We start from the raw sequence: 24,363 nt of genomic DNA, 5'->3' as shown, positions 1-24,363 counted from the left end.
GGCCTGCCCTTGCGCCGCCCGCTCATGCCGTCACGAAGTCGATGAGCTCCTCGACACGGCCGAGGAGGGCGGGGTCGAGGTCGCGGTAGGTCGTGACCGACCCCAGGATGCGCTGCCAGTTCTGAGCGATGTCGGCCTGGTCATCGGCGGGCCAACCGAGGGCACGACTGACGCCCTTCTTCCACTCGATCCCCCGGGGCACCTCGGGCCAGGCGGAGATGCCGAGCGCGCGCGGCGTCACGCACTGCCAGACGTCGATGTAGGGATGGCCGACGATCTTCAGGAACCGGCCGTGGGGACCGCGGAGGATCTGCTCGGCGATCCGGGTCTCCTTCGAGCCCGGGACGAGGTGGTCGACGAGCACGCCATAGCGGCGGTCGGCGCTCGGCGGCTCGTCGCGCAGCAGGTCCTCGAGCAGGTCGACGCCCTGCAGGTACTCGACGACGACGCCCTCGATCCGGAGGTCGGCGCCCCACACCTTCTCGACGAGTTCGGCGTCGTGGCGGCCCTCGACGAGGATCCGCGACGCGCGGGCGACGCGGGCGCGCGCCTGCGGATCGGCGAACGACCCGGACGCCGTGCGCGTTCGTCCCGCCGGGGCCGCCGCGCGGGGTGGGACGAGCTGCACGGGCGCGCCATCGACGAAAAATCCGCCGCCGAGGGGGAACAGACGCACGCGGCCGTGCCGGTCCTCGAGCTCGACATGGCCCGCGGTCACGCCGGTCACAGCACCCACGAAGTCGTCGAGCGCGATCTCGACCACGAGTCCGCGCTCGGCGGGCACCGTGGTGACGGTGGGCCGTCCCTTGTCGCGCCATCCCGTGGCGAGAACGTCGCTTCCGTACCGGTCGTCCATCGACACCTCCCGAACCGGGAAGCCTAGATCAGGAACACAGAGGGAACGCACAGGCGCTCCGGCCGGATGCCGGTACCGAGACATACGGGTCGCGGCATAGACTCGCGACAGGCGGTTCCGACCGCACTCGAGCGACTCCCGGAGGTCTGGACGATGCGATCCCGCCTGGCGTCCGTCGTGGCGGTGTCGCTCGCGATCGTCGTCGGCGTCGTGGTGGCTGCCCCTGCCGCAGCGACCGAGCCCGTCGCCCTCGGCGCGAGCCGTGTACTGGACGCATCGGACGTCCTCACCGACGCACAGGAATCGCGTCTCGACGCCCGTCTCACCCAGCTCCAGGACGACACCGGTATCGGCCTCTGGGTCGTCTACGTCGACGACTTCACCGATCCGACGAGCGCCGAGGACTGGGCGAACGAAGCAGCAGAGCGCAACAACCTCGGTCCCGACCAGTACCTCCTCGCGATCGCGACCGAGGGTCGCGCGTACTATCTCTCGGCGGATTCCAGCGGCCCAATCGCCGGGGACGCCATCACCCGCATCGAGCAGGACCGCGTCCGCCCCGCCCTGAGCGACGGCGACTGGGCGGGGGCCGGCGTCGCCGCCGCGGACGGCCTCGAACAGGCGCGATCCGGAGGCTTCGGCGGGGTCGTCTGGGTCGTCGTCCTCGTCGTCGCCGCTCTGGCGGGTCTCGTGGTGTGGGCGCTCGTGCGTCGCCGCCGGGGCGGCTCGGGCCTCGCATCCGGGAAGAAGCAGGTCCCTCTCGAGGAACTCGAGCGGCAGGCAGGCGCCGCGCTCGTGCGCACCGACGACGCCGTCTCGACGAGCACGCAGGAGCTCGGTTTCGCGAAGGCGGAGTTCGGGGATGCCGCGACGGTCGAGTTCGAGCAGGCGATCACCGCGGCGCGGGACTCGCTGCAGCAGGCGTTCTCGCTGCAGCAGAAGATGGATGACGAGACGCCGGACTCCCCCGAGCAGCGCCGCGCCGGGTACGAGCAGATCCTCGACCTCTGCCGGTCGGCCGCCGCGACGCTGGCGGAGAAGACCGATGCGCTCGAGGCACTCCGCGACCTCGCCGGGAACGCGCCGGAGGCGCTGACCCACATCCAGCAGCGTCGCGCCGAGGTCGGCGCCCGGACGGAGGAGTCGGAGACGCTGCTCACCCGGCTCCGTGCCGAGTACCGCGCCGACGCCCTGAGCGCCGTCGCCGACAACCCCGCCCAGGCCCGCGACCGACTCACCTTCGCCGACGCGCGGCTCGCCGAGGCGCAGCGCGAGGTCGCGGCAGGCGACGGCGCGGGGGCGACCGTCGGCATCCGTGCGGCGGAGCAGGCGGTTGCGCAGGCGGCCCAGCTGCAGGACGCCCTCACGAAGCTCTCCGCCGACCTCCAGGCGGCCGAACGCGACGGCGCCGCTCTCGTGACCGAGCTCGAGGCGGATCTCGCGGCGGCGGCGGCGACGCCCGATCCCGAGTCGCGGCTCGCGCCCGTCATCGCCGCCACCCGGCAGAACCTCGACGCGGCCCGCAACGACCTGACCGGCGGCAACCGAGACCCCCTCGCGGCACTGACGCTGCTCGAGCGCGCGAACACCGCCATCGACAGCGCGCTCGGCGAGGTCAGAGACGCGCAGCAGCGCGCTGACCGGGCCCGCAGCGTCCTCGCGCAGACCCTCCTCCAGGCCCGAGCCCAGGTGTCGACCGCCGAGGAGTTCATCCGGTCGCGGCGCGGTGCGGTGGGTGCCACCGCCCGCACGCGGCTGGCCGAGGCCGGTGCCACTCTCGTCCAGGCGACCCAGGCCCAGGAGAGCGACCCCGAACGAGCGCTCGCGCTGGCCCAGCACGCCTCGTCCCTCGCCGGGGAGGCGACCCGTCTCGCGCAGAACGACGTCGGCTCGTTCGCCGGCGGCGGAAACAGTCGCGGTGGGGGCGATTTCGGCGGCATGCTGGGCGGCATCGTCCTCGGCTCACTGCTCGGCGGCGGGGGATCCCGCCGTTCGTCCGGCGGGTTCGGCGGGTTCGGCGGCTCGTCCCGCCGCAGCGGCGGACGCAGCGGTGGGTCGATCCGACGCAGCAGCGGCGGCTCACGATCCCGCAGAGGAGGCGGTCGCTTCTGATCTTCCGCCGACGCCGACGCACGACCTCCACACCGACCTCGACACCACGACCTCCCGCTAGGAAAGGAAACACGATGGCAAAGCAGTCCATCTTCGGCCGCATCTCGACCCTGGTGAAGGCGAACATCAACGCCCTCCTCGACTCCGCCGAGGACCCGCAGAAGATGCTCGACCAGCTCGTCCGGGACTACACGAACAACATCGCCGACGCCGAGACCGCCATCGCCGAGACCATCGGCAACCTGCGTCTGCTCGAGCGCGACCACGACGAGGACGTGAAGGCCGCAGCCGAGTGGGGCAACAAGGCCATCGCCGCCAGCCGCAAGGCCGACGAGCTGCGCAGCGCCGGGAACACGACGGATGCCGACAAGTTCGACAACCTCGCGAAGATCGCCCTCCAGCGCCAGATCAGCGAGGAGAACGAGGCACGTGCGATCGCGCCCTCGATCGCCGCGCAGACCGAGGTCGTCGAGAAGCTCAAGGACGGCCTCAACGGCATGAAGCAGAAGCTCGACCAGCTGCGGTCGAAGCGTTCGGAGCTGCTCGCCCGTGCCAAGACCGCCGAGGCCCAGAACAAGGTTCATGACGCGGTCAAGTCGATCGACGTCCTCGACCCGACGAGCGAGCTCGGCCGCTTCGAGGACAAGGTCCGCCGGCAGGAGGCGCTCGCCGCGGGCAAGGCCGAGATCGCCGCGTCGTCCATCGATGCGCAGTTCAACCAGCTCGAGGACATCGGCGAGCTCACCGAGGTCGAGGCGCGACTGGCCGCCCTGAAGACCGGCGGCAACGCCGGCGCGATCGAGCAGTAACATCCGCACGGACGGCGCCGGACCGATGGGTCCGGCGCCGTCCTGCTCCCCGGAGGTGCCCATGACCCGTTTCTTCGTCGCCCCGCAGTGGCAGGGCTCGCCGTCCGCCCGCGCGATGCGCCTCATCGACGGCGCCGAGGCGATCGCCGACGACCTTCCCCGCTCCGCATTGACTCGCATCGAGGTGCCCACCGAGGCGGGCGAATCGCTCGGCACCGGCATCCGTCGCTTCAGCACCCTTGCCCGTGTGCGGGAGGCGATCGCCGACGTGGTCACCGCAGCCGACGACCCCGCGGTCATCGTGGGCGGCGACTGCGCGGTCGCGCTCCCCGGGATCGCGGCGGCGGCAGCGCGGCATCCGTCCCTCGCCGTCGTCTGGTTCGACGCCCACGGCGATCTGCATACCCCGGAATCCTCGCCCTCGGGCGCCCTCGCCGGCATGGCCCTGCGCGCCGCCGTCGCGCCCGGGCCTTTCACCGATGCCCCGCCCGCGACCGACGCACGCACGGTGCTGGTCGGTGCCCGCGCTCTGGACGATGCCGAGGCGGACCTGCTCGACTCATCCCCCATCTCGATGCTGTCCGCCGACGCCCTCGCCGACCCTGCCGCGCTCGCGGAGGCCGTTGCGGCGACGGGCGCCGAGGCGGTCTACGTGCACATCGACCTCGACGTGCTCGACCCGGCGACCGTCATCGGGGTGCTCGAGCCCGTCCCGTTCGGCGCTCAGCCCGCCGAGGTCATCGCCGCCATCGGCCGCCTGCGCGAGCGGATGCCGCTGGTCGGCGCCTCGCTGTCGGGATTCGCCCCGGCCAGTCGCGACGCCGCGGTCGAGGACCTCGGCACCATCCTGCGACTGCTGGGAGCACTCGCGTGAGCCCGGTGCCCCCGGCGGGCTGGGAGGAGCGCGCCGCCCGCGCCGTCGAGCGAGGTCGTCGATGGGACCGGTGGATCCCCGGCATCCTCCTCGACTCCCCGCTCAGCCGCCTCGGCTACCTCGCCGGCACCGCCTTCGGCTTCGCGTGGGGGACGCTCTGGTCCACCGGCCGGATCGAACGCCGCGCGGGTCTGTGGGTCTTCCGCGGGATGCCCGGGGCGACGTACGGGCGCGGCGGCGTCTGCGTCGGCGGCTGCTTCCTCACCGGCACAGGAGTCATCGACGATCGCCTCCTCGCGCACGAGTCGGTCCACCGCGAGCAGTGGCGGCGGTACGGCATGCTCATGCCGCTGCTCTACCTGTTCGCGGGCCGCGACCCGCTCACCAACCGGTTCGAGATCGAGGCCGGGCTCGCGGACGGGCGGTACGTGCCCCGTCGCTGAGGCCCGTCACACGATGAGCGCGCGCCGCAGGTCGGCGATCTCGTCGTCACCGAGACCGTGGGCCCGCAGGTACTCGACGGCGCCGCCGTATCGCAGCCGCAGGTCGTCGAAGACGGCGCGGAGGGTGGGTGCGGGCGAACGGGTCGCGAGGTCCTCGAGATGCCGTGCGTGCGGGTATCGCGCGCGGAGGAACCGCAGGACGTTCTCGTTCCGCGCTGCCGGCAGGAGCGTCTCGGTCCGGGCGTAGTCGGCGACGACGGCATCCTCGTCGACGCCCGCCGCAGCGAGGACGAGCGCGACCGACAGGCCAGTCCGGTCCTTGCCGACGGTGCAGTGGACGAGCACGGGCTGCACCGCGCTCACCGCCCGCACCACGTCGACGAGTCTCGATGCGGAGCCGACGATGAGCGCCCGGTACAGGTCGTCGAGCGAGAGGTCGTCGTCGAAGAACGAGGCGGCGGACCCCGCGAACATCGGCAGGCACACGGTCTCGACGTCGAGACCGTCGATATGGGACGGGTCGTATCGTCGTTCCTGCTCGTCGCGCAGATCCACGATGCGACGGATGCCGAACGCGCCGAGCCGCTCGCGGCCCTCGGGCGTCAGGTGGGCGAGGTGCCCCGATCGGAACAGGGCGCCGTCGCGCGTGACCCCGCCCTCGGCGGGCAGCCCCCCGACGTCGCGGACGTTGAACGCACCGGGGACGTCGTGGACCGTCACGGTGCGGGCGACGCCGAACGCCCGGGCACCGGGTAGCGCCCCGCGATCGCGACGCGGTTGAAGGCGTTTATCGAGACGAGCAGCCAGCTGAGGGCGACGTACTCCTCCTCGGAGAGGATGCCGCCGACCCGGTCGTAGACCTCGTCCGGGACACCGTCCTCGTGGATGAAGACGTAGGCCTCGGTGAGCTCGAGCGCCGCGCGTTCGCGCTCGCTGAAGACACCCGAGTCCCGCCACACCGCGATCTGGGCGACGACGTCGGTTGTGAGCCCTGCCTTGACGGCACGGTCGCTGTGGACGCGGACGCAGTAGGCGCAGCCGTTGAGCTGCGAGGCGTGGATCAGGGCGATCTCGCGCATCCGCGCGTCGATCCCCGCATCGGCGGCGAGGTCGCCGACCGTCTTCGCGAACGCCTCCAGGGCGTCGTAGGCCGGTCGGGCCGCTCGAGCCAGGTGCACGCGCTGCGGTTCGCTCATGCCGTCACCCTAGCGGCGCCCGCTGTACCCGGGATCGAGGAGAATGAGGAGCGTGAGCGACGACGCCTTCGACGAGTTCTCCTACCTCCCCGCCCAGGCCGAGGCCCTGGGCGTCCCGGTTCCCCCGGTGCAGCGGCTGACCCAGCACCTCTCGGACGGCCGCACCGTGAGCGCCCTGCGATTCGGCGACCCGGCCCTCCCCCCGGAGCTCACGCTCCTTCACGGCGCCGGACTCAATGCCCACACGTGGGACACGACGATCCTCGCCACCGGACTCCCGGCGCTCGTCCTCGACCTGCCGGGGCATGGCGACTCGTCGTGGCGGGAGGACGCACGCTACACGGGAGCGACCATCGCCGACGACATCGCCCCCGCCGTCGCCGCGTGGACACTCGGCCGTCCGCAGGCCCTCGTGGGTCACTCGCTCGGCGGGCTCGCGGCGGCGGCCCTCGCGTCGCGGCATCCGGAGCTCGTCGACGCCCTCGTCCTGGTCGACATCTCCCCTGGGATCGACCCGAACGGCGCGGCCGCCTCGATCCGCGCCTTCTTCGCGGGCCCGACCGACTGGGCCAGCCGCGAGGACCTCGTCGAACGCGCGCTGTCGTTCGGGCTCGGCGGGTCGCGCGAGGCCGCCACCCGGGGCGTCTCGCTGAACTCCCGCATCCGCCCCGACGGCCGCGTCGAGTGGAAGCACCACTACGCCCACCTCGCCAACCGGCTCGCCGCCGACCCCGAGGCCGCGGACGCGGTCGACGCGGCACAGCGGGCGGATGCCGGCATCCTGTCCGCCGCCGGGTGGGACGACCTGGCCGCCGTCACCGCGCCCGTCACTCTCGTCACCGGCACCCGCGGGTTCCTCACTCAGGCCGATCGGGACGAGTTCCTCCGTCGGCTGCCGACCACCCGGCACGTCGAGCTGGACTCGGCGCACAACGTGCAGGAGGAGCGCCCCGTCGAGCTCGCAGCCGCCCTCAGAGCAGCACATGACGGTCGGTGACGGAAGTCCACGCCCGGGACTCTAGGCTGTAACGCGCACCCGAGCACTCCGATGGAGCGGCGGCGATGACGACGCCCCATCGTGCTGAAAGGATCCCCCACGCACATGCTTCGCCGCACCGCCCTGGCCGCCGCCGCGCTCCTCGCCGCCGGCGCCCTGCTCCTGTCCGGCTGCACCGGCTCGCAGCCGGGGCCCTCCGCCTCGTCCGGGACCCCCGACCCCGACGCATCCGTCGCCGTGCGCCTCGTCCTCGAGCCGGGCAACCTCGACATCCGCGAGACCGCCGGCGCGGCCCTCGATCAGATCCTCATCGACAACGTGTACCAGGGCCTCGTGGCGCGCACACCCGACCAGGAGATCGTTCCGGCGCTCGCGAGCGACTACGAGGTCTCGGATGACAAGCTCACCTACACCTTCACCCTGCGCGAAGGCGTCACCTTCCACGACGGCCAGCCCCTCACGCCGCAGGACGTCGTGTGGTCGCTGACGCAGGTGCGCGACACCCCGACGTTCCGTGACTCCGCGCGACTGGCGAACGTCACGGGCATCGTCGCCGACGGGCAGACGATCACGCTCACCCTGAAGGCACCCGACTCGACCCTGCTGTGGAATCTGACCGGCCGCGCCGGACTCGTTCTGAAGGAGGGCGACACGATCGACCGCAAGACCGCCGCGAACGGGACCGGGCCTTTCCAGCTCACCGACTGGCGCGAGGGCGACAGCATCACCTTCGAGCGGTTCGCCGACTACTGGGGAACCCCCGCCGCCGCGGCTGAGGTCGTGTTCTCGTACGTGAGCGACAACCAGGCCGCCCTCAGCGGCGCACTCGCCGGCGAGTTCGACGTGCTCACCGGCTTTGACGCGAACCTGAAGGACCAGGTAGAGGCGAACGGCGACTTCGCCCTCGAACTCGGCGACTCGACCGACAAGGGCACCCTCGCCTTCAACCAGACGACCGGACCGCTGGCCGACCAGAAGGTGCGCACGGCCATCCGTCAGGCGATCGACAAGAACGCGATCGTCGAGGCCCTCGGCGCCGGCAAGGTCCTCGGCGGCCCCATCCCGTCGCTCGACCCCGGCTACGAGGACCTCACGGACGTCGCCCCCTTCGACCCCGAGGGCGCGCGTGCCCTGCTCGCCGATGCCGGAGCCGAGAACCTCTCGCTCACGCTGACGATCCCGTCGGCCTACGGCACCACGATCCCGCAGATCCTGGTCTCGAACCTCCGCGACGTCGGGATCACCCTGCAGGTGAACCCGGTCGAGTTCCCCACGTGGATCAACGACGTGTACGTCAACAAGGACTACGAGCTCAGCTTCGTGCTGCACACCGAGGCACGCGACTTCGAGAACTGGGCGAACCCCGACTACTACTTCACCTACGACAACCCCGAGGTGCAGTCGCTGTACGCGCAGTCCGTCGCCGCGACCGACGACACCGCCGCCGCCGACCTGCTGGCGCAGGCCGCCCGGATCGTGTCCGAGGACGATGCCGCCGACTGGCTCTACAACGGGCAGTCCGTGCTCGCGGTCGCGTCGACCGTCAGCGGGATGCCGACGGTCAACGTCAACGAGCGACTGAACGTCGCAGAGCTGGCCAAGAGCGAGGGGTGATCCGCTACGCGCTGACGCGACTGGCCCTGCTGGTGCTGGGCCTGCTCGTCGCCAGTGCGCTGATCTTCTCGACCCTCCGCGTCCTCCCGGGGGATGTCGCGCAGCTGATCGCGGGCGTGAACTCCACCCCCGAGCAGATCGCGGCCCTCCGCGCACAGCTCGGACTCGACCGCCCTCTCCCCGTCCAGTACGGCGACTGGATCGGCGGCATCCTGACGGGCGATCTCGGCAACTCGCAGCTCACCGGCACGCCGGTGGCCTCGGAGCTGCTGCAGAAGGCGGAGGTGACCGTGCCGCTCGGCATCCTCTCCTTCGTCATCGCCCTGCTCGTCGCCATCCCCTTCGGCGTGCACGCAGCCGTCCGACGTCGTCGACCCGACGGCATCCTCGTCTCGGTCGGCGCTCAGGCCCTCGCCGCGGTCCCCGTGGTGTGGGCGGGGATGATGCTCGTCGTCGTCTTCGCGGTCACCCTCGGATGGCTGCCCGCGCAAGGCTTCCCCCGCGCCGGCTGGTCCGACCCCGCCGCGGCGTTGCGCGCCCTGATCCTGCCCGCCCTCACCATCGGCGTCGTCGAGGGGGCGGTGCTCCTGCGGTTCGTCCGCTCCGCCACCCTGCAGGCGCTGAACCAGGACTTCGTGCGCACGGCGGCGGCGAAGGGACTCACCCGCACGCAGGCGCTCCTTCGACACGGTCTGCCGAGCGTGGGGCTGTCGGTCGTCACCGTCCTGGGCGTGCAGGTCGCGGGCATCATGGTCGGCGCCGTCGTGATCGAGCAGCTTTTCAGCCTCCCCGGTATCGGACGCATGCTGGTCGAGGACACCGGCAACCGCGACCTCGTCAAGGTGCAGGGCGAACTGCTCGTGCTCACCGGACTCGTCCTCGTCATCGGATTCGTGGTGGACCTGGTGCACCGCCTGCTCGACCCCCGTCAGCGAGAGGCCGAGTGATGCGGCGGTTCGAGTGGGCACGACGGCTCTGGGGCTCCGGCACGGGCCGCTTCGGCGTGGTCGTCGTGCTCGTGATCCTGGTGGTCGCAGCCGTGGCCCTGTTCTGGACGCCCGTCGATCCGCAACGGGTCGACATCGCCAACCGGTGGTCGGGGCCGGATGCCGCCCACCTCCTCGGTACCGACGGTTCGGGCCGCGACATCCTGAGCCTGCTCATGGCAGGGGCCCGCACGACGGTCGTCGTCGCCGTGGGCGCCGGGATCATCGCGACGGTCATCGGCCTGCTGCTCGCCGCGCTCGGCGCCCTCACCCCCCGACCGGTGCGCGAGAGCACGGCCGTGCTGGTCGATGTCCTCATCGCCTTCCCCGTGCTGCTGATCGCGATGATGATCTCGGCCGTGTGGGGCGGCTCGTTGCTGGTGGTCATCGTCTCGGTCGGGATCGGGTTCGGTGTCAACATCGCACGGGTGACCCGTCCCGAGCTGCGGCGCGTCCTCCACAGCGACTTCGTCCTCGCGGGCCGGGCCTCGGGCCTGACGCCCTGGCAGAACCTGTGGCGCCATCTGCTCCCGAACGTCGCCCCCGTGTTCATCGTGCAGCTCTCCTGGGGCATGGCCGTCGCCGTGCTGGCCGAGGCGGGACTGTCCTACCTCGGCTTCGGCGCCCCCGTGACCGAGCCCTCCTGGGGACTGCTCCTGGCCGACCGGCAGCGGTTCATCAGCGTCCACCCGCTGTCGGTGGTCTGGCCGGGGCTCGCCATCACCCTGACGGTGCTGGGGTTCAACCTCCTCGGCGACGCCCTCCGAGACGCCACCGACCCCACGCTGTCGCGTCGTGTCGTCCCCCGGGGCGCGGAAGCCCCTGCGGCGGTGACGGCATGACCCTCTCGGTGGCGGGACTCACAATCGACGTCGGCGGCCGCCGGGTCGTCGACGGCATCGACCTCGAGGTCGGTGACGGGGATCGCGTCGGTCTCATCGGCGAATCGGGGTCGGGCAAGTCCCTCACCGCGCTCGCGATGCTCGGGCTCCTCCCCGAGGGTGCACAGGTCGGCGGCAGCATCCGGTGGGACGGTCGCGAGCTCGTCGGGCTGCGGGACCGCGATCTCGCGCGACTGCGCGGTGACGAGATCGGCATGGTGTTCCAGGAGCCCCAGACGGCGCTGAACCCGATTCGGACGGTGGGGAGGCAGATCGCCGAATCGATCCGCATCCATGAGCGCGGCGTCTCACGGGCGCAGGCCTGGTCGCGGGCGATCGAGCAGGCGCGGCGGGTGCGCCTGCCCGACCCCGACGCGATCGTCCGCCGCTACCCCCACCAGCTCTCGGGCGGGCAACGACAGCGCGTCGCCATCGCCATGGCCCTCGCCTGCCGCCCGCGACTGCTCATCGCCGACGAACCCACCACGGCCCTCGACGTGACGATCCAGGCGGAGATCCTCGACCTGTTGCATCACCTCGTCGACGAGGACGGGATGTCGCTCGTGTTCATCACGCACGACCTCGCGGTCCTCTCGCAGATCGCGACCGACGCAGTCGTGCTGGACGCCGGGCGCGTCATCGAGACGGGACCGCTCCGCACGCTCCTGCGCTCCCCCGCCTCCCCCGTGACGCAGGCCCTGCTGCGGGATGCGACGGCGACCGTGTGGCGACCGAGGGGGGACTCGTGAGCGATCTGATCCGGGCCCGCGGGCTGACGCGTCGGTATCGGATGCCGCGGTCCCGCGCCTTCGAGCCGGCCCGCTGGACGACGGCGCTCGACGACGTGGACATCGACGTCCGCGCGCACAGCGCCCTGGCGATCATCGGCGAGTCGGGGTCGGGCAAGTCGACCCTCGTGCGGCTGCTGCTGGGCCTCGATGTCGCGAGCGCCGGTTCCGTCGAGTTCGACGGACGCGTCGTCGACGGCAGCGCCCGCGCCCGATCGCTGCACTGGCTGCGGCGGCGCACCGGCATCGTCTTCCAGGACCCGTACGGCTCGCTCGACCCGCGGATGAGCGTCGGCCGCATCGTGGCTGAGCCTCTGTCGGCTCTCGAGATCCCCGGAGACCATCGCGCGCGCGTGCGCGAGGTGCTCGACGACGTGGGGCTGCCGTCGGATGCCGCGGAGAGGTTCCCGCACGAGTTCTCGGGCGGCCAGCGGCAGCGCATCGCCCTTGCCCGCGCCCTCGTCCACCGCCCCGAGGTCCTCGTCGGCGACGAGCCGTTGTCGGCCCTCGACGTCACCGTGCGCGCACAGATCCTCGAGCTGGTCAGGGAGCTGCGTCGGCGGGACGGCCTCACCCTGGTCATGGTGTCGCACGACATCGGCGTCGTGCAGAGCCTCTGCGACGACGTCGTCGTCATGACGGACGGTCGCGTCGTCGAGGAGGGGCCGACCGAGAAGGTCCTGCTCGATCCTCAGGTCGCATACACCCGTCGGCTGCTGGCCTCGATCCCCGTCATCGACCCCCGCGAGCGGTGACTCCTCACCCCCGTGTCGGCGCCGGGGACTAGCGTGGCGGCATGCACGCCATCGTCCCGCCGTATCTGCTCGCCCGTCTCGCGGCCGCTCCGGCCGAGCGATTCCCGCACGCCGTCGCCGCCGCCCGCGCGACCCTCGCCGTCCCCCGCGCCTACGCGCCGATGCGTGCGCACCTCGACCTGTCGGTCGACGGTGACGCCCTCGTCGTCTCGGCGGCGCCCGACCCCGACCGGCTGATCTCCGACGCGCAGAACCGCGAAGAGCTCCCCGGCACGCCCGCCCGCGCGGAGGGCGCCGCCCCGACCGGTGACACCGCGGTCGACGAGGCCTACGACGGGCTCGGCGCGACCTTCGCCTTCCTGTGGGAGGCCTTCGAGCGGGTCGGCCTCGACGGCCGCAGCGGCTCGCTCGCGGCCACCGTCCACTACGGCCGTGCCTATGACAACGCGTTCTGGGACGGCGAGCGCATGGTGTTCGGCGACGGGGACGGCGAGGTGTTCGCCGGCTTCACCCGCTCGCTGAGCGTCATCGCCCACGAGCTGGGACACGGGGTCATCGAGAGCGCCGGCGGCCTCGACTACTCGGGGCAGTCCGGTGCCCTCAACGAGTCGATCGCCGACGTCTTCGGAGCGCTCACCGACCAGCACCACCGCGGCCAGACGGCGGACACCGCCAGCTGGCTCGTCGGCGCCGAGATCTTCACCGAGGCCGTCACCGGGTCGGCGCTGCGCTCCCTCGCCGCCCCGGGTACCGCTTACGACGACGACGTCCTCGGCAAGGACCCGCAGCCCTCCCACATGCGCGACTTCGTGGAGACCTCGGGCGACAACGGCGGCGTGCACATCAACTCCGGCATCCCGAACAAAGCGTTCCACCTGGTCGCGACGGCCCTCGGCGGCCATGCCTGGGAACGCGCGGGCCGCGTCTGGTACCTCACGCTGACCTCGGGCTCACTCTCCCCCGCAGCCAGCTTCGCCCAGTTCGCGGCGGCCACTGCCGACACCGCCGCGCGGGAGTAGGGTGAGGACTCGGAGGAGGCCGTCGCCGTCCGCACCGCGTGGGCGAGCGTCGGAGTCGTGGAGGATGACCCAGCCCGCTGACCACCTGACGATCGTCGTCGTGCGCAGCGGCGGGTTCGCCGGGCTGCGCCGCGCGTGGCGCGTGGAGATCGCGGAACAGGACGCCGACGACTGGATGCCGCTCATCGACGCCTGCCCGTGGGAGGAGCCCGCGGCATCCGTTCCCGGCGCCGACCGGTTCTCGTGGAACGTTGCGGTCGCCGGCGACTCCTGCGACCGCCATGCGTCGCTCGGCGAGGGCTCCGCCGCGGGCCCGTGGCGCGCGCTCATCGATCGCGTGCAGGCCGACGGCGAGGACGTGCCGGCGAGGTGACTCAGCGCGCGCGGATGCGGGAGAGGATCGAGTCCTTCTTCTTCGGGGTCAGGTGCTTCTGCAGGTAGATCGTGCCCAGGGACCGGCCGAACTTGAACCCGACGCGTCCCATCCGGCCCACCTCGACGAACCCGAGCCGCTCATGCAGAGCGAGCGACGCCTCGGCCCCCTTGTCGCTGATGACCGCAACCATCTCGCGGATGCCCTTCTCCTCGCACGCGGAGATGAGGGCCTCCAACAGAGCGCGACCCAGCCCCTTGCCGGTGGCCGCCTGACCCAGGTAGATGGAGTTCTCGACGGTGTAGCGGAACCCGCTCTTGCCGGTCCACGGCGAGACGAGACCGTAGCCGAGGACCTGTCCGCCGGGCGAGACGGCGACGAGGAAGGGCAGACCGAGCTTCGTGAGATGGTCGAACTTCTCCACCCACTGCCTGTGGGTCCAGCGCTTCTCGTCGAAGGTCACGACGGAGTTGGTGACGTAGTAGTTGTAGATCTCGCGCACATCCGGCATGTCGGTGCGCACCGCAGGGCGCAGCGCGAACGAGAACCCGCGCTCGGGCTCCGGTCGACGGCGGAGGTGACGGGGCAGGCGACGGCGGTCGCGATCGTACTCGTCCTCCAGCATGCCGCCAGCATACGGGTCGGTCGCGAGGCCGTCGGATCAGCCGGGCAGCCGCCAGTCGACCGGGGCCGCCCCCTGCGCCTCGAGGAGTTCATTCACGCGCGAGAACGGTCGCGACCCGAAGAAGCCCCGGCGGGCCGAGAGCGGGGACGGGTGCGCCGACTCGACCCGCGGGGTCTCGCCGAGCAGCGGTGCGAGGTTCGCCGCATCCCTCCCCCAGAGCACCGCCACGAGCGGACCGGGCCGCGCCACGAGGGTGCGGATCGCGTGCTCCGTGACACGCTCCCACCCCCAGCCGCGGTGCGAGCCCGCCTCGCCGGGTGCAACGGTCAGCACGCGGTTCAGCAGCATGACACCCTGCTCCGTCCACGCCGACAGGTCGCCGTGGGACGCGGGCGGGATGCCGAGATCGGCGGAGAGTTCGGCGTAGATGTTGCCGAGGCTGCGCGGCAGCGGCCGGACGTGACGCTCGACGGCGAACGACAGCCCGATCGGATGCCCCGGGGTCGGGTACGGATCCTGCCCCACAATGAGCACCCGCACCTGGGACAGCGGCCGCGCGAAGGCGCGCAGGACGTGACGCCCGCCCGGGAGGTACCCCCGCTCGTCGGCACGGAGCCGGTCGCCGAGGGCGGCGATGTCGGATGCGACGGGGGCCAGGGCCTGCGCCCAGTCCGGGTCGATCAGGCCGTCGGCGGCCAGATCGTCGAGCGAGCGCCCGCTCATGCGCCGGCGGGAAGCCCCTGGTCCTCCTGGACCACGGTCCCACGGGACGACCAGGGGAAGTCGATCCACAGATCGGTCTCGCGCCACGAGTAGTCGGGCATCGCGATCGACCCCGGCTTGGTGTAGATGCACACCGAGCGGACGTCGGCGCCGGCTTCGCGAAGCATCTTGACCGCGAGCGCGAGGGTTCGACCGCTGTCGGCGACGTCGTCGACCAGCAGCACGCGTTTGCCGGGGAGGGCGCCGAGGTCGAGGTCGGGTGGGAGCAGGGTGGGAGCGTCGAGCACGGTGCCGATCCCGGTGTAGAACTCCACGTTCAACGCGCCGCAGCTCTTCACACCCAGCCCGTAGGCGATCGCGCCGGCCGGCAGCAGGCCGCCGCGGGCGATCGCGACGACGATGTCGGGCGCGAACCCGTCGGCGATGATCGATCGCGCCAGATCACGGGTCGCCCCGCCGAAATCATCCCAGGTCAACGTCTCGCGCTCGGCGGCCACCGGCATCCCTTCGTCCATAGGCTCCCAGACTACGGCGTGCGAAGGGCCGCCTCCGCGGACGCGGGCCGGTGCAGCGCTAGGCTCGCGCTCGTGACCGGCACCGCGCGCTCCTCGACCCCGCACTCTTCGGGGCTGCGTTCTTCAGCCTTGGGGATCACCGCCGGTCTCATCGGGTGGTTCATCCTCGTCGAGATCGTCAGCGGCATCCTGCAGGGGTTCTACGTCCCCCTCTTCAGCGACATCGTGCTCCAGTTGGGGATCCGCGACGCCGACGTCAACTGGTTCGAGGCGGGTCAGCTGCTGCTGAGCGCCCTCGTCGTCCCGATCCTCGCGAAGCTCGGCGACATGTTCGGCCACAAGCGGACCCTGCTCGTCGCCGCGATCCTCACCGCCCTCGCGTCGTGGGGGCTGGTCTTCGCCGACTCGTTCTGGACCTTCCTGCTGTTCTGGTCGTTGCAGGGGTTCTACGTCGTCTGGTTGCCGCTGGAGATCGCGCTCATCTTCGAACGCGGCCGTCAGCAGAACCGCGGGGTCTCGACGACCCGCCGCGCGGCCGGCCTGCTGGTCGTCGGACTCGAGGCCGGGGCCATCATCGGCGCGCTCGCCGCGGGCAGGATCTACGCGGCCACCGGAGACCTCGGTCTCACACTCATGGTGCCGGCGATCGCGGTCTCCCTCATCGCGATCGTCATCTGGCTGTTCGTGCCCGAATCGACCCCCAGCGGCGAGCGCCGCCTCGACACGTGGGGGGTCGTCCTGCTCGCGTGGGGGCTGCTGCTGGTGACCGGTGCACTCGCGTGGATGCGGCTCATCGGCGAGCTCCGACTGGGCGGCCTCGCTTGGCTGCTGGTCGCGGCGCTGTTCGTGCTGGGGGTCGGCCTGCTCGCCGTGTTCGTGTTCCACGAGAAGGGCCACCCCTACCCGGTGATCGACGTGCGGGTCCTCGCCCGCCCCGACATGTGGCCGGTGCAGGCGACGGCGTTCCTCATCGGCATCAGCCTGCTGGGGGCGCAGGGGCCGCTGTCGACGTACGCGGGGACCGATTCCTCGCTCGGATACGGCCTCGGGCTGGATGCGACCGAGCGCTCGTATGTCATCGGGCTCTACCTCGTGTCGCTGATCGTGGGCGCCGTGCTGTTCGCCGTCACCTCGCGACGGGTGAGCCCGCGCCTCGCGCTCATCGCCGCCGCCGCACTCGTGGGTGTCGGGTACGCGCTGTTCCTGCCCTTCCACGTCGAGGTCTGGCAGGTGCTGTTGAACCTCTCGATCGCGGGGATCGGATGCGGCGCCCTCGTCGGCGCCATGCCCGCCGCCGCCGCGGCGGCCGCGCCCTTCGGCAAGACGGGTGAGGCATCGGGTATGACCAACACCACCAAGACGATCGGCGGTGCGTTCTCCTCCGCCGTCTTCGGCGTCGTGCTCGCGGCGGGGGCGGGCAGTGTCGCCGGGCAGACCGCCAGCTCGCTCGGTGGCTACCTCACCGTGTGGGCGATCTGCGCGGCCGGCGGATTCCTCGCCGCGGTGCTGCTGGTCTTCGTGCCCCGGGTGGCGTTCGCCGACGCTCCGCCGGCGGGCTGAGCTCGGTCAGTCCGTGTCGCTGCGCGGGCGCAGCCGCCCGCGCGCCAACAGGTGCTGCGCCGACTGTGCGACCGGGCGCATCGTGACGAGGTCGAGGTTGACGTGACCCGGCGCGGTCAGCGCGTAGCCGATGACGTCGGCGACGTCGGCGGCCGTCAGCGGCTCCTCGACGCCGTCGTAGACCTTCTCGGCCGCGGCGCGGTCGCCGCCGAGGCGGTTCAGCGAGAACTCCTCGGTCTGCACCATCCCGGGGGCGATCTCGACGACGCGGATCGGCTCACCGTTCAACTCGAGTCGGAGGGCATGGACGAGCATCGACTCCCCCGCCTTCGCCGCGTTGTACCCGGCCCCGCCGGGGTACGCGGTCTGCGCGGCAGTCGAGGTGACGTAGACCGTGTCGGCGTGCCCGTCGGCCTCGGCGGCACGTCGCAGGAGGGGCAGCAACGCCGCGGTGAGCAGCTGCGCCGACAGTACGTTCGCCTCGAACATCCAGCGCCAGTCGGCCGCATCGCCGTCTTCGACCCGCTGCGTGCCGCGCGCCCCGCCCGCGACGTGGACGAGCGCGTGCACGGGACCCGTGTCGGCGAGATGCGCGGCGACAGCGGCGACGTCCGCCTGGCTCGTGAGGTCCGCCGCGTAGGAACGCGATCCGATCTCGGCGTCGAGGGCTTCCAGGCGCGCCGCACGACGGGCGACGCCGACGACATCCCAGCCTCTCGCCCGCAGGTCGCGCACGACCGCCTCACCGATCCCGGAGCTCGCCCCGGTCACCACTGCACGTCGATTCGCCATGACGTCCACGCTAGCCACTTCGCGCACACGCCCGGACCGCGTCACGTTACGCCGCGTGTCCGATCCGTTGTCCTCTCCGGATGCGGCTCGTAACGTCAGTGTCGAACCGGCGGCATCCGTCCGTCGATCAACCACCACCGAGCAGGAACCACCGAGCAGGGAGCCCGTCATGTCCGCACCCGAGAACTGGCGCTTCGAGACCAAGCAGATCCACACCGGCGCCGCTCCGGACCCGGTCACCAAGGCCCGCGCCACCCCGATCTACCAGACGACGTCGTACGTCTTCGACAGCGCCGACCACGCCGCGAATCTCTTCGCGCTCGCCGAGTTCGGCAACATCTACACGCGCATCCAGAACCCCACGCAGGACGTCCTCGAGCAGCGCCTCGCGGGTCTCGAGGGCGGCACCGGAGCCCTCCTCGTCGCCTCGGGCCAGGCGGCCGAGACCTTCGCGGTCCTCAACATCGCGCAGGCGGGCGACCACATCGTCTCGTCGAGCTCGATCTACGGCGGCACGTACAACCTCTTCAAGTACACGCTCGCCAAGCTCGGCATCGAGACGACGTTCGTCGAGAACCAGGACGACGCCGAGGAGTGGCGTCGTGCGGTCCGCCCCAACACGAAGCTGTTCTTCGCCGAGACGATCGGCAACCCGAAGATCAACGTCCTCGACATCCGCACCGTCGCCGACGTCGCCCACGCAGCCGGTGTGCCGCTCATCGTCGACAACACGATCGCGACGCCCTACCTCATCCGCCCCTTCGAGCACGGCGCCGACATCGTGGTGCACTCGGTCACGAAGTTCCTCGGCGGCCACGGCACGACGATCGGCGGCGCCATCATCGACGGCGGATCGTTCCCGTGGTCCGAGCACTCCGAGCGCTTCCCCGGCCTGACCACGCCGGACGAGTCGTACCACGGCGCCGTCTACACCGCCGCCGTCGGCGACGGCCTGGCGTACATCATCAAGGCGCGCGTCCAGCTGCTGCGCGACCTCGGTTCGGCCATCTCGCCGCAGAGCGCGTGGAACCTCATCCAGGGCGTCGAGACGCTGTCGCTGCGCATCGAACGTCACGTGCAGAACGCGCAGGAGATCGCGGAATGGCTCGAGAACCACCCCGACGTCGCCTCGGTGAACTACTCGGGCCTCCCGACCTCGCCCTGGTACGCCGCGGCCAACCGCTACGCCCCGAAGGGTGTCGGCGCGGTGCTGTCGTTCGAGCTCAAGGGCGGCGTCGGCGCGGGCCGCGAGTTCGTCAACGCCCTGACCCTGTTCAGCCACCTGGCCAACATCGGCGACGTGCGCTCGCTCGTCATCCACCCGGCATCCACGACCCACTCCCAGCTGACCCCGGAGCAGCAGCTCACCTCGGGTGTCACGCCGGGTCTCGTGCGTCTCTCGGTCGGCCTCGAGAACATCGACGACCTGAAGGCCGACCTCGAGCAGGCCCTCGCCGCGGCGCGACGCGTCTCGGAGGCCGCACGCGCCTGATCCTCCCCTCCTCAGGAGACCGACACCCCGCCCGGGTCCGCCCGGCGCGGGGTGTCGTGCGTCCGGCCGCGTGACGGATGCACGACGCCCGCGCCGCATCCCGGCGCATCCGCCCCTCCAGGCTGCACCCGCCCCACCGGTCGTGCGTCCGTAACACTCACCCGGGTCGGGGCCCCACCCGGGACAATGGAGGGATGGACTGGCAGACCTCGGAAGACACGGTGCCCTCGGCGCCGGTGACCGAGGCCGACGCGCGGCTGCTGCTGGGGCGCCCGCCGGCGACCGGGGCGTGGCGCGACGGCGACCCGGTCGGCGAGCGCCGGTTCGCGCAGTTCGGTGCGTTCGCCACCGAGGGCGGCGCGAACCTGCCCGGCATCCGTCTGGCTTACGAGACGTGGGGCGAGCTCTCCCCCGCGCGCGACAACGCCGTGCTGATCCTGCACGCCCTCACCGGCGACAGCCACGTGCGCGGCGAGGCGGGTCCGGGGCACGCGACGGAGGGCTGGTGGAGCGACATCGTCGGTCCCGGCGCACCGATCGACACGGACCGGTGGTTCGTCGTCGCGCCGAACATCCTGGGTGGATGCCAGGGGTCCACCGGTCCCGCGAGCATCGCTCCCGACGGCTACGAGTGGGCATCGCGCTTCCCGTTCCTCACGATCCGCGACCAGGTCGCCGCGCAGGTCCGGCTGGCCGACGCGCTCGGCGTCGACTCCTGGGCGGGCGTGATCGGCGGCTCGATGGGCGGCATGCACGCCCTGGAGTGGGCGGTGACGCACCCCGAGCGGGTCGAGCGCCTGGGCGTTCTCTGCTCTCCGCCGACGACGACCGCCGATCAGGTCGCGCTCAACTCCGTCCAGCTCGCGGCGATCCAGATGGACCCGCGCTTCGCCGGGGGGCACTACTACGACGCGCCCGACGGCGACGGCCCGCACCGCGGCCTGTCGCTCGCCCGCCGTATGGCTCTGCTCAACTACCGCACGCCGACCGAACTCAACCAGCGGTTCCAGCGGTCGTGGCAGTCCGACAAGAGCCCATTCGGCGACGGCGGCAGGTATGCCGTGGAGAGCTACCTCGACTTCCACGGCAACCGCTTCACCCGCCGGTTCGACGCGAACTCCTACCTCGCACTCGTCGAGGCCATGAACTCCCACGACGTGGGACGCGACCGCGGCGGAGTCGAGGACGCGCTCGCCCGAGTGACGGCGCGCACCCTGGTGCTGGGGATCGACAGCGACCGCCTGTTCCCGGTGGAGGGGCAGCACCGCATCAGCCGCGGCATCCGCTCCACCATCGACGACGACACCGTCGTCCTGCACAGCGACTTCGGCCACGACGGGTTCCTCATCGAGACCGAACCGGTCGGCCGGCACCTGCGGCGTCTGCTCGAGGGCTGACGCTCAGCGCGGCGACAGGTCGGGCGCGATGCGGGTGCCGAAGGTGTGTCGCAGCGCCGACCGGGCGGCGTGCCATCCGGCCAGACCGTGGACCCCGGGACCCGGGCTCGTCGACGCGGAGCACAGGTACACGCCGTCGAGGGGTGTGCGCCACGGCTCCGGCGAGACCACCGGACGCTTCAGCAGCTGCCACAGTGCCGGCGCGCCCGCCGCGATGTCGCCGCCGGGGTAGTTCGGGTTCTCCGCCTCGATCTCGACGGCGTTGCGGGAGTTGACGGCGAGGATCAGGTCGCGGAAGCCCGGCGCGAACCGTTCGATCTGTGCGATGACGGCCTCGGCGCGATCCGCCGTCGATCCCGACGGGACGTGCGTGTACGTCCACAGCGTGTGATGCCCGGCGGGTGCGCGGGTCGCGTCGAACCCCGACGGCTGTGCGACGAGGACGTACGGCGCATCGGGAAGGCCGCCGCGGGCGATGAGCGTCTCGGATGCCGCGACCTCGGCCCGCGTGCCGCCGACGTGCACCGTGCCCGCTGCCGCGACCTCGGGGTTCGTCCACGGGACCGGCCCCGACAGCGCGAAGTCGACCTTCGCGACCGCTCCGCCGTACCGGAACCGCTCGAGCGCGTCGCGGTACCCGGCAGGAACGGCGTCACCGGCGATCCGCAGGAACGCACGCGGGATGACGTCGAGAAGGACGGCGCGCGCGGCGGGCAGCTCGGCGAGCGACGTCACCTCATGGTCGGTGACGATCTCGCCGCCGTGCGCGCGCAGGTCGTCCGCCATCGCATCGACGATGCGCTGGCTGCCGCCGACCGGGATCGGCCACCCGCGCGCATGGGCGTAGGTCGTCAGGGTCAGCCCCGCCCCCGCCCCCGCGAGGCTCGGCAGCGGGAGGATCGTGTGCGCGGCGACACCCGTCAGCAGCGCGGGGGCGGCATCCTCCCGGAACCGGGCGTTCCACAGTGGACCGCCTTGCTCCAGGGTGCGAACGCCGAACCATGCCGCGGCGAGCGGATGCCGGGGCACGCGCAGCAGCGGATGCCCGGTGAAGTCCGCGACCCCCGACGCGCGGTCGACGAGCGGGCGCAGCAGGCGGGCGTAGGCGGCGCCGTCCCGGCCGAGCCCCTCGGCGGTGCGATCGAGGTCCCGGTAGGCGATCGCCGCACGGCCGCCGTCGAGGGGATGCGCGAACGATGCCTCGGGAACGACGAACTCGACCCGCTGACCGAGCCCGAATTCGCGGAAGAAGCGGCTCTCGAAGGCGAGCGGGTGGACGGCCGAGCAGACGTCGTGGTGGTACCCCGGCAGCGTCATTTCGGCGGTGCGCGCGCCGCCGCCGAGCGTCGCCCCCTTCTCGTAGACCCGGACGGCCAAGCCCGCGCGCGCGAGTGTCACCGCGGCGGCGAGCCCGTTCGGGCCGGCGCCGACGACGATCGCGTCGAGCTCGCTCACTCTGCGACGCCCTCGTCCTCGGCGGTGGTCTCATCGGTGGGCCGCGCAGCGCGCCCTTCCGCGAGGTAGGCCAGCCGGTGGAGGGTCTCGTGGTTGCGCACCTGCAGCGCGACGTCGAGGAGCGGCTGCGGAACGAGGCTGCCGGGACCGGCCACCGCCTCCTCCTGGATACGCACGATGCACCCGTCCCGGTGCGGCTTCACCTGGATGTCGACCTGGGCCTCCCCCATCGGCCATCCCTTCGCCCGCAGCTGGATGTGGCGGGGAGGGTCGTAGGCGAGCACCTCGGTCTCGTCATCGATCAGCACCGGCCAGACACCGAACGAGTGGTGGAGCTGCGACCCGACCCGCGGCCACGTGTCCGCGACCTCCCGCATCCGAGACGCGCCCACCACCCAGGTGGGGAACAGCCACCCGTCCTGGAGGACGGCGAAGACGTCGTCCGGCGTGCAGGCGAACAGGCGCGAGTTGCGGGACATGACTCGACGCTATCGAGTCCTCCGGGCGCCGCCGACGGGGTTGCGTCGCCTCCGGGGTCGTGTCAGACGCGTGCGAGGCTGCGGCGTTCGACCGTGATGCTGATCGCCGCGACGCCGAGCCCTGCGAGCGCGAGCAGGAACCCGACCCAGACCGGGGCGGTGAATCCGAGCCCTGCCGCGATGACGGCGCCTCCGAGGGCCGCGCCCAGCGCGTTCCCGGTGTTCAGGGCGGAGTGGTTGAGGGCCGCCGCGATCGACTGGTTGTCGCCTGCGACATCCATGAGGCGGGTCTGGATCGTGGGGCTCACCGCCGAGGAGGTGAAGGCCACCGCGAAGACGAACACCACGACGGTGACGATCCACCCCGAGGTCAACGCGAGGAGCAGCTGCGAGAGGGCGAGCAGCCCCAAGAGGCCGAACATGGCCCGGATGAGGTTGACGTCGGCGAGGTGTCCGCCCACGAGATTGCCGGCCGTCATCCCGAGCCCGAGGATCACGAGGACGATCGGGACGACCCAGGCCGGTGATCCCGCCGCCTCCGTCACCAGGGGCGACACGTAGGTGTACGCGGCGAAGAAGCCGCCGAAGCCGACCGCGCCGATTCCCAGCGCGAACCAGACCTGACCGATCCGGAAGACCCCGAGCTCCGCCCGGAGGGTCCGCGACGGCTCGCCGGCGCCGTGCGGCACGGTGACGGCGATCGCGGCCGTCGCGGCGCCGAAGATGGCGACCACCAGCACGAACGCCCACCGCCAGCCGAGGTTCTGGCCGAGGAAAGTTCCGAGCGGCACGCCGACGACGTTCGCGACGGTCAGACCCGTCAGGACGAACGCGACGCCCTTGGCCCGATTGCCCGGCCCCATCACGTCCGCCGCCACGAGCGCGCCGATGCCGAAGTACGCGCCGTGGGGCAGCCCCGCCAGCAGGCGCGACGCCGCGACGAGCTCGAAGGTCGGCAGCAGGAGGGTGAGGGCGTTGAAGAGTGTCAGTGCCGCCGCCAGCAGCACCATCACGCGGTGGCGCGGGTACTTGGCGACGGATGCTGCGATCGTCGGCGCCCCGATTACGACTCCGAGCGCGTAGAGGGTGATGAGCCACCCGGCGTGCGCGATCGCGTCCTCCTGCGAGGTCGCCCACGTCGTCGGCAGGAGTTCGCGCGCGATCTCGGGGAGCAGCCCCATGACGACGAACTCGGTCATGCCGATGCCGAAGCTCCCGACGGCGAGCGCCAGGAGGGCGCGGCGGGGACGAGCGGGGGCGGAGGTCACTCCGAGATTTTAGGCCCGCTGCCCCGCTGATCACGAATCGATTCGATCGCCGTTTCCAGCCGCTCGATCTTGCCGTCGATCTCCCCGCTGTATCCGGGCCGGATGTCGGCCTTCAGCACGAGCGAGACGCGCGAGCCGAAGGGCCGGACCGCGTCGACGGCGCCTTTGACGACAGCCATCACCTCGTCCCACTCCCCCTCGATCTCGGTGAACATGCTCGTCGTGCGGTGCGGAAGACCCGAGGCGCGGACGACGGCGACGGCCGCGGCGACCGCGTCGTGGACGGATCCGTCCGAGTTGCCGTTCCCGGACGGGGCGACGGAGAAGGCGACGAGCATGAGAGGACCTCCGGTA

The 24,363-nt window shown here is 71.8% G+C and carries 25 protein-coding genes and 1 pseudogene; 15 read left to right on the top strand and 11 right to left on the bottom strand.

The genetic code is table 11. The features are described 5' to 3' along the window. Positions 1-22: 22 nt before the first annotated feature. A complete protein-coding gene (locus ACIGEP_RS01275) occupies positions 23-856 on the bottom strand; it encodes a DUF3097 family protein (protein WP_396659821.1) in 834 nt (277 codons plus the stop codon). A 153-nt stretch (positions 857-1,009) separates the two neighbouring features. On the opposite strand from ACIGEP_RS01275, the gene ACIGEP_RS01270 reads away from it, so the two are divergent. The 4 genes from ACIGEP_RS01270 (at position 1,010) to ACIGEP_RS01255 (ending at position 5,094) form a co-directional block, all read left to right on the top strand. Continuing rightward, complete coding sequence (locus ACIGEP_RS01270; RefSeq protein WP_396659820.1) at positions 1,010-2,968, top strand: TPM domain-containing protein; 1,959 nt, start codon at positions 1,010-1,012, stop codon at positions 2,966-2,968. A gap of 74 nt (positions 2,969-3,042) precedes the next feature. After that, positions 3,043-3,777: a PspA/IM30 family protein gene (locus tag ACIGEP_RS01265; RefSeq protein WP_064001454.1), complete on the top strand. Its 735-nt coding sequence runs from the start codon at positions 3,043-3,045 to the stop codon at positions 3,775-3,777. Between the two features lie 61 nt (positions 3,778-3,838). Continuing rightward, complete coding sequence (locus tag ACIGEP_RS01260; protein ID WP_396659819.1) at positions 3,839-4,651, top strand: arginase family protein; 813 nt, start codon at positions 3,839-3,841, stop codon at positions 4,649-4,651. Beyond that, entirely contained in the window at positions 4,648-5,094 is a 447-nt protein-coding gene (locus tag ACIGEP_RS01255; RefSeq protein ID WP_396659818.1) for a Fe-S oxidoreductase, read from the top strand. The genes ACIGEP_RS01260 and ACIGEP_RS01255 overlap by 4 nt, the downstream gene beginning before the upstream one ends. A gap of 6 nt (positions 5,095-5,100) precedes the next feature. Here ACIGEP_RS01255 and ACIGEP_RS01250 read toward each other — a convergent pair whose 3' ends face one another. Together ACIGEP_RS01250 and ACIGEP_RS01245 are read right to left on the bottom strand one after the other, a co-directional pair. Then, positions 5,101-5,814: a tyrosine-protein phosphatase gene (locus ACIGEP_RS01250; RefSeq protein WP_396659817.1), complete on the bottom strand. Its 714-nt coding sequence runs from the start codon at positions 5,812-5,814 to the stop codon at positions 5,101-5,103. After that, positions 5,811-6,290 carry a carboxymuconolactone decarboxylase family protein gene (locus ACIGEP_RS01245; protein ID WP_396659816.1) on the bottom strand — a complete coding sequence of 160 codons (480 nt, stop codon included), beginning with the start codon at positions 6,288-6,290 and terminating at the stop codon, positions 5,811-5,813. The genes ACIGEP_RS01250 and ACIGEP_RS01245 overlap by 4 nt, the downstream gene beginning before the upstream one ends. A 43-nt stretch (positions 6,291-6,333) precedes the next feature. On the opposite strand from ACIGEP_RS01245, the gene ACIGEP_RS01240 reads away from it, so the two are divergent. The 8 genes and pseudogenes from ACIGEP_RS01240 to ACIGEP_RS01205 all read left to right on the top strand — a co-directional run bounded on the left by ACIGEP_RS01240 (position 6,334) and on the right by ACIGEP_RS01205 (position 13,703). Continuing rightward, positions 6,334-7,287, top strand: coding sequence for an alpha/beta fold hydrolase (locus ACIGEP_RS01240; protein WP_396659815.1), 954 nt, complete (start codon positions 6,334-6,336; stop codon positions 7,285-7,287). Positions 7,288-7,392: 105 nt separating this feature from the next. After that, the gene (locus ACIGEP_RS01235; protein WP_396659814.1) at positions 7,393-8,901 is read left to right on the top strand and encodes an ABC transporter substrate-binding protein; all 1,509 of its coding nucleotides are present in this window, start codon (positions 7,393-7,395) and stop codon (positions 8,899-8,901) included. After that, positions 8,898-9,848 carry an ABC transporter permease gene (locus ACIGEP_RS01230; RefSeq protein ID WP_396659813.1) on the top strand — a complete coding sequence of 317 codons (951 nt, stop codon included), beginning with the start codon at positions 8,898-8,900 and terminating at the stop codon, positions 9,846-9,848. The genes ACIGEP_RS01235 and ACIGEP_RS01230 overlap by 4 nt, the downstream gene beginning before the upstream one ends. Then, the gene (locus ACIGEP_RS01225; RefSeq protein ID WP_396659812.1) at positions 9,848-10,729 is read left to right on the top strand and encodes an ABC transporter permease; all 882 of its coding nucleotides are present in this window, start codon (positions 9,848-9,850) and stop codon (positions 10,727-10,729) included. Before ACIGEP_RS01230 ends, ACIGEP_RS01225 begins: the two co-directional genes overlap by 1 nt. Next, on the top strand, positions 10,726-11,517 hold the full coding sequence (locus tag ACIGEP_RS01220; protein WP_396659811.1) for an ABC transporter ATP-binding protein: 792 nt from the start codon (positions 10,726-10,728) through the stop codon (positions 11,515-11,517). Before ACIGEP_RS01225 ends, ACIGEP_RS01220 begins: the two co-directional genes overlap by 4 nt. Before the next feature lie 41 nt (positions 11,518-11,558). Beyond that, entirely contained in the window at positions 11,559-12,311 is a 753-nt protein-coding gene (locus tag ACIGEP_RS01215) for an ABC transporter ATP-binding protein (protein WP_396660988.1), read from the top strand. 41 nt (positions 12,312-12,352) lie between these two features. Beyond that, positions 12,353-13,411, top strand: a pseudogene (locus ACIGEP_RS01210) (M4 family metallopeptidase). Continuing rightward, positions 13,395-13,703, top strand: a complete 309-nt coding sequence (locus ACIGEP_RS01205; protein ID WP_396659810.1) for a protealysin inhibitor emfourin — start codon at positions 13,395-13,397, stop codon at positions 13,701-13,703. The pseudogene ACIGEP_RS01210 and the gene ACIGEP_RS01205 overlap by 17 nt, the downstream one beginning before the upstream one ends. A gap of 1 nt (position 13,704) precedes the next feature. On the opposite strand, the gene ACIGEP_RS01200 is transcribed toward ACIGEP_RS01205, so the two are convergent. From ACIGEP_RS01200 to ACIGEP_RS01190, 3 genes are read right to left on the bottom strand one after another with little or no spacing between them, the layout of a single operon-like run. Continuing rightward, positions 13,705-14,328, bottom strand: a complete 624-nt coding sequence (locus tag ACIGEP_RS01200) for a GNAT family N-acetyltransferase (RefSeq protein WP_396659809.1) — start codon at positions 14,326-14,328, stop codon at positions 13,705-13,707. A 36-nt stretch (positions 14,329-14,364) separates the two neighbouring features. After that, the gene (locus ACIGEP_RS01195) at positions 14,365-15,051 is read right to left on the bottom strand and encodes a uracil-DNA glycosylase (RefSeq protein WP_396659808.1); all 687 of its coding nucleotides are present in this window, start codon (positions 15,049-15,051) and stop codon (positions 14,365-14,367) included. Continuing rightward, positions 15,048-15,566, bottom strand: a complete 519-nt coding sequence (locus ACIGEP_RS01190; RefSeq protein ID WP_396659807.1) for a phosphoribosyltransferase — start codon at positions 15,564-15,566, stop codon at positions 15,048-15,050. The genes ACIGEP_RS01195 and ACIGEP_RS01190 overlap by 4 nt, the downstream gene beginning before the upstream one ends. Before the next feature lie 114 nt (positions 15,567-15,680). Here ACIGEP_RS01190 and ACIGEP_RS01185 point away from each other — a divergent pair, with 114 nt between their 5' ends. Continuing rightward, positions 15,681-17,126: an MFS transporter gene (locus ACIGEP_RS01185; protein WP_396660987.1), complete on the top strand. Its 1,446-nt coding sequence runs from the start codon at positions 15,681-15,683 to the stop codon at positions 17,124-17,126. A 6-nt stretch (positions 17,127-17,132) separates the two neighbouring features. On the opposite strand, the gene ACIGEP_RS01180 is transcribed toward ACIGEP_RS01185, so the two are convergent. Then, a complete protein-coding gene (locus ACIGEP_RS01180; protein ID WP_396659806.1) occupies positions 17,133-17,918 on the bottom strand; it encodes an SDR family oxidoreductase in 786 nt (261 codons plus the stop codon). 169 nt (positions 17,919-18,087) lie between these two features. On the opposite strand from ACIGEP_RS01180, the gene ACIGEP_RS01175 reads away from it, so the two are divergent. Both ACIGEP_RS01175 and ACIGEP_RS01170 read left to right on the top strand, forming a co-directional pair. Next, entirely contained in the window at positions 18,088-19,410 is a 1,323-nt protein-coding gene (locus ACIGEP_RS01175) for a bifunctional o-acetylhomoserine/o-acetylserine sulfhydrylase (RefSeq protein ID WP_396659805.1), read from the top strand. A 194-nt stretch (positions 19,411-19,604) separates the two neighbouring features. After that, positions 19,605-20,807 carry a homoserine O-acetyltransferase gene (locus tag ACIGEP_RS01170; protein ID WP_396659804.1) on the top strand — a complete coding sequence of 401 codons (1,203 nt, stop codon included), beginning with the start codon at positions 19,605-19,607 and terminating at the stop codon, positions 20,805-20,807. Positions 20,808-20,810: 3 nt separating this feature from the next. Here the strand turns inward: ACIGEP_RS01170 and ACIGEP_RS01165 are convergent, their stop codons facing one another. The 4 genes from ACIGEP_RS01165 to ACIGEP_RS01150 all read right to left on the bottom strand — a co-directional run bounded on the left by ACIGEP_RS01165 (position 20,811) and on the right by ACIGEP_RS01150 (position 24,347). Beyond that, on the bottom strand, positions 20,811-22,262 hold the full coding sequence (locus ACIGEP_RS01165; protein ID WP_396659803.1) for a phytoene desaturase family protein: 1,452 nt from the start codon (positions 22,260-22,262) through the stop codon (positions 20,811-20,813). Next, a complete protein-coding gene (locus tag ACIGEP_RS01160; protein WP_396659802.1) occupies positions 22,259-22,741 on the bottom strand; it encodes an SRPBCC family protein in 483 nt (160 codons plus the stop codon). The genes ACIGEP_RS01165 and ACIGEP_RS01160 overlap by 4 nt, the downstream gene beginning before the upstream one ends. A 62-nt stretch (positions 22,742-22,803) precedes the next feature. After that, on the bottom strand, positions 22,804-24,009 hold the full coding sequence (locus ACIGEP_RS01155; RefSeq protein WP_396659801.1) for an MFS transporter: 1,206 nt from the start codon (positions 24,007-24,009) through the stop codon (positions 22,804-22,806). Continuing rightward, complete coding sequence (locus tag ACIGEP_RS01150; RefSeq protein WP_396659800.1) at positions 24,006-24,347, bottom strand: MTH1187 family thiamine-binding protein; 342 nt, start codon at positions 24,345-24,347, stop codon at positions 24,006-24,008. Before ACIGEP_RS01150 ends, ACIGEP_RS01155 begins: the two co-directional genes overlap by 4 nt. Positions 24,348-24,363 lie beyond the last annotated feature (16 nt).

The organism is Microbacterium sp. NPDC077663 (assembly GCF_044542795.1).
GTDB lineage: Bacteria > Actinomycetota > Actinomycetes > Actinomycetales > Microbacteriaceae > Microbacterium.
This window is presented reverse-complemented; position numbering and strand designations above follow the sequence as displayed.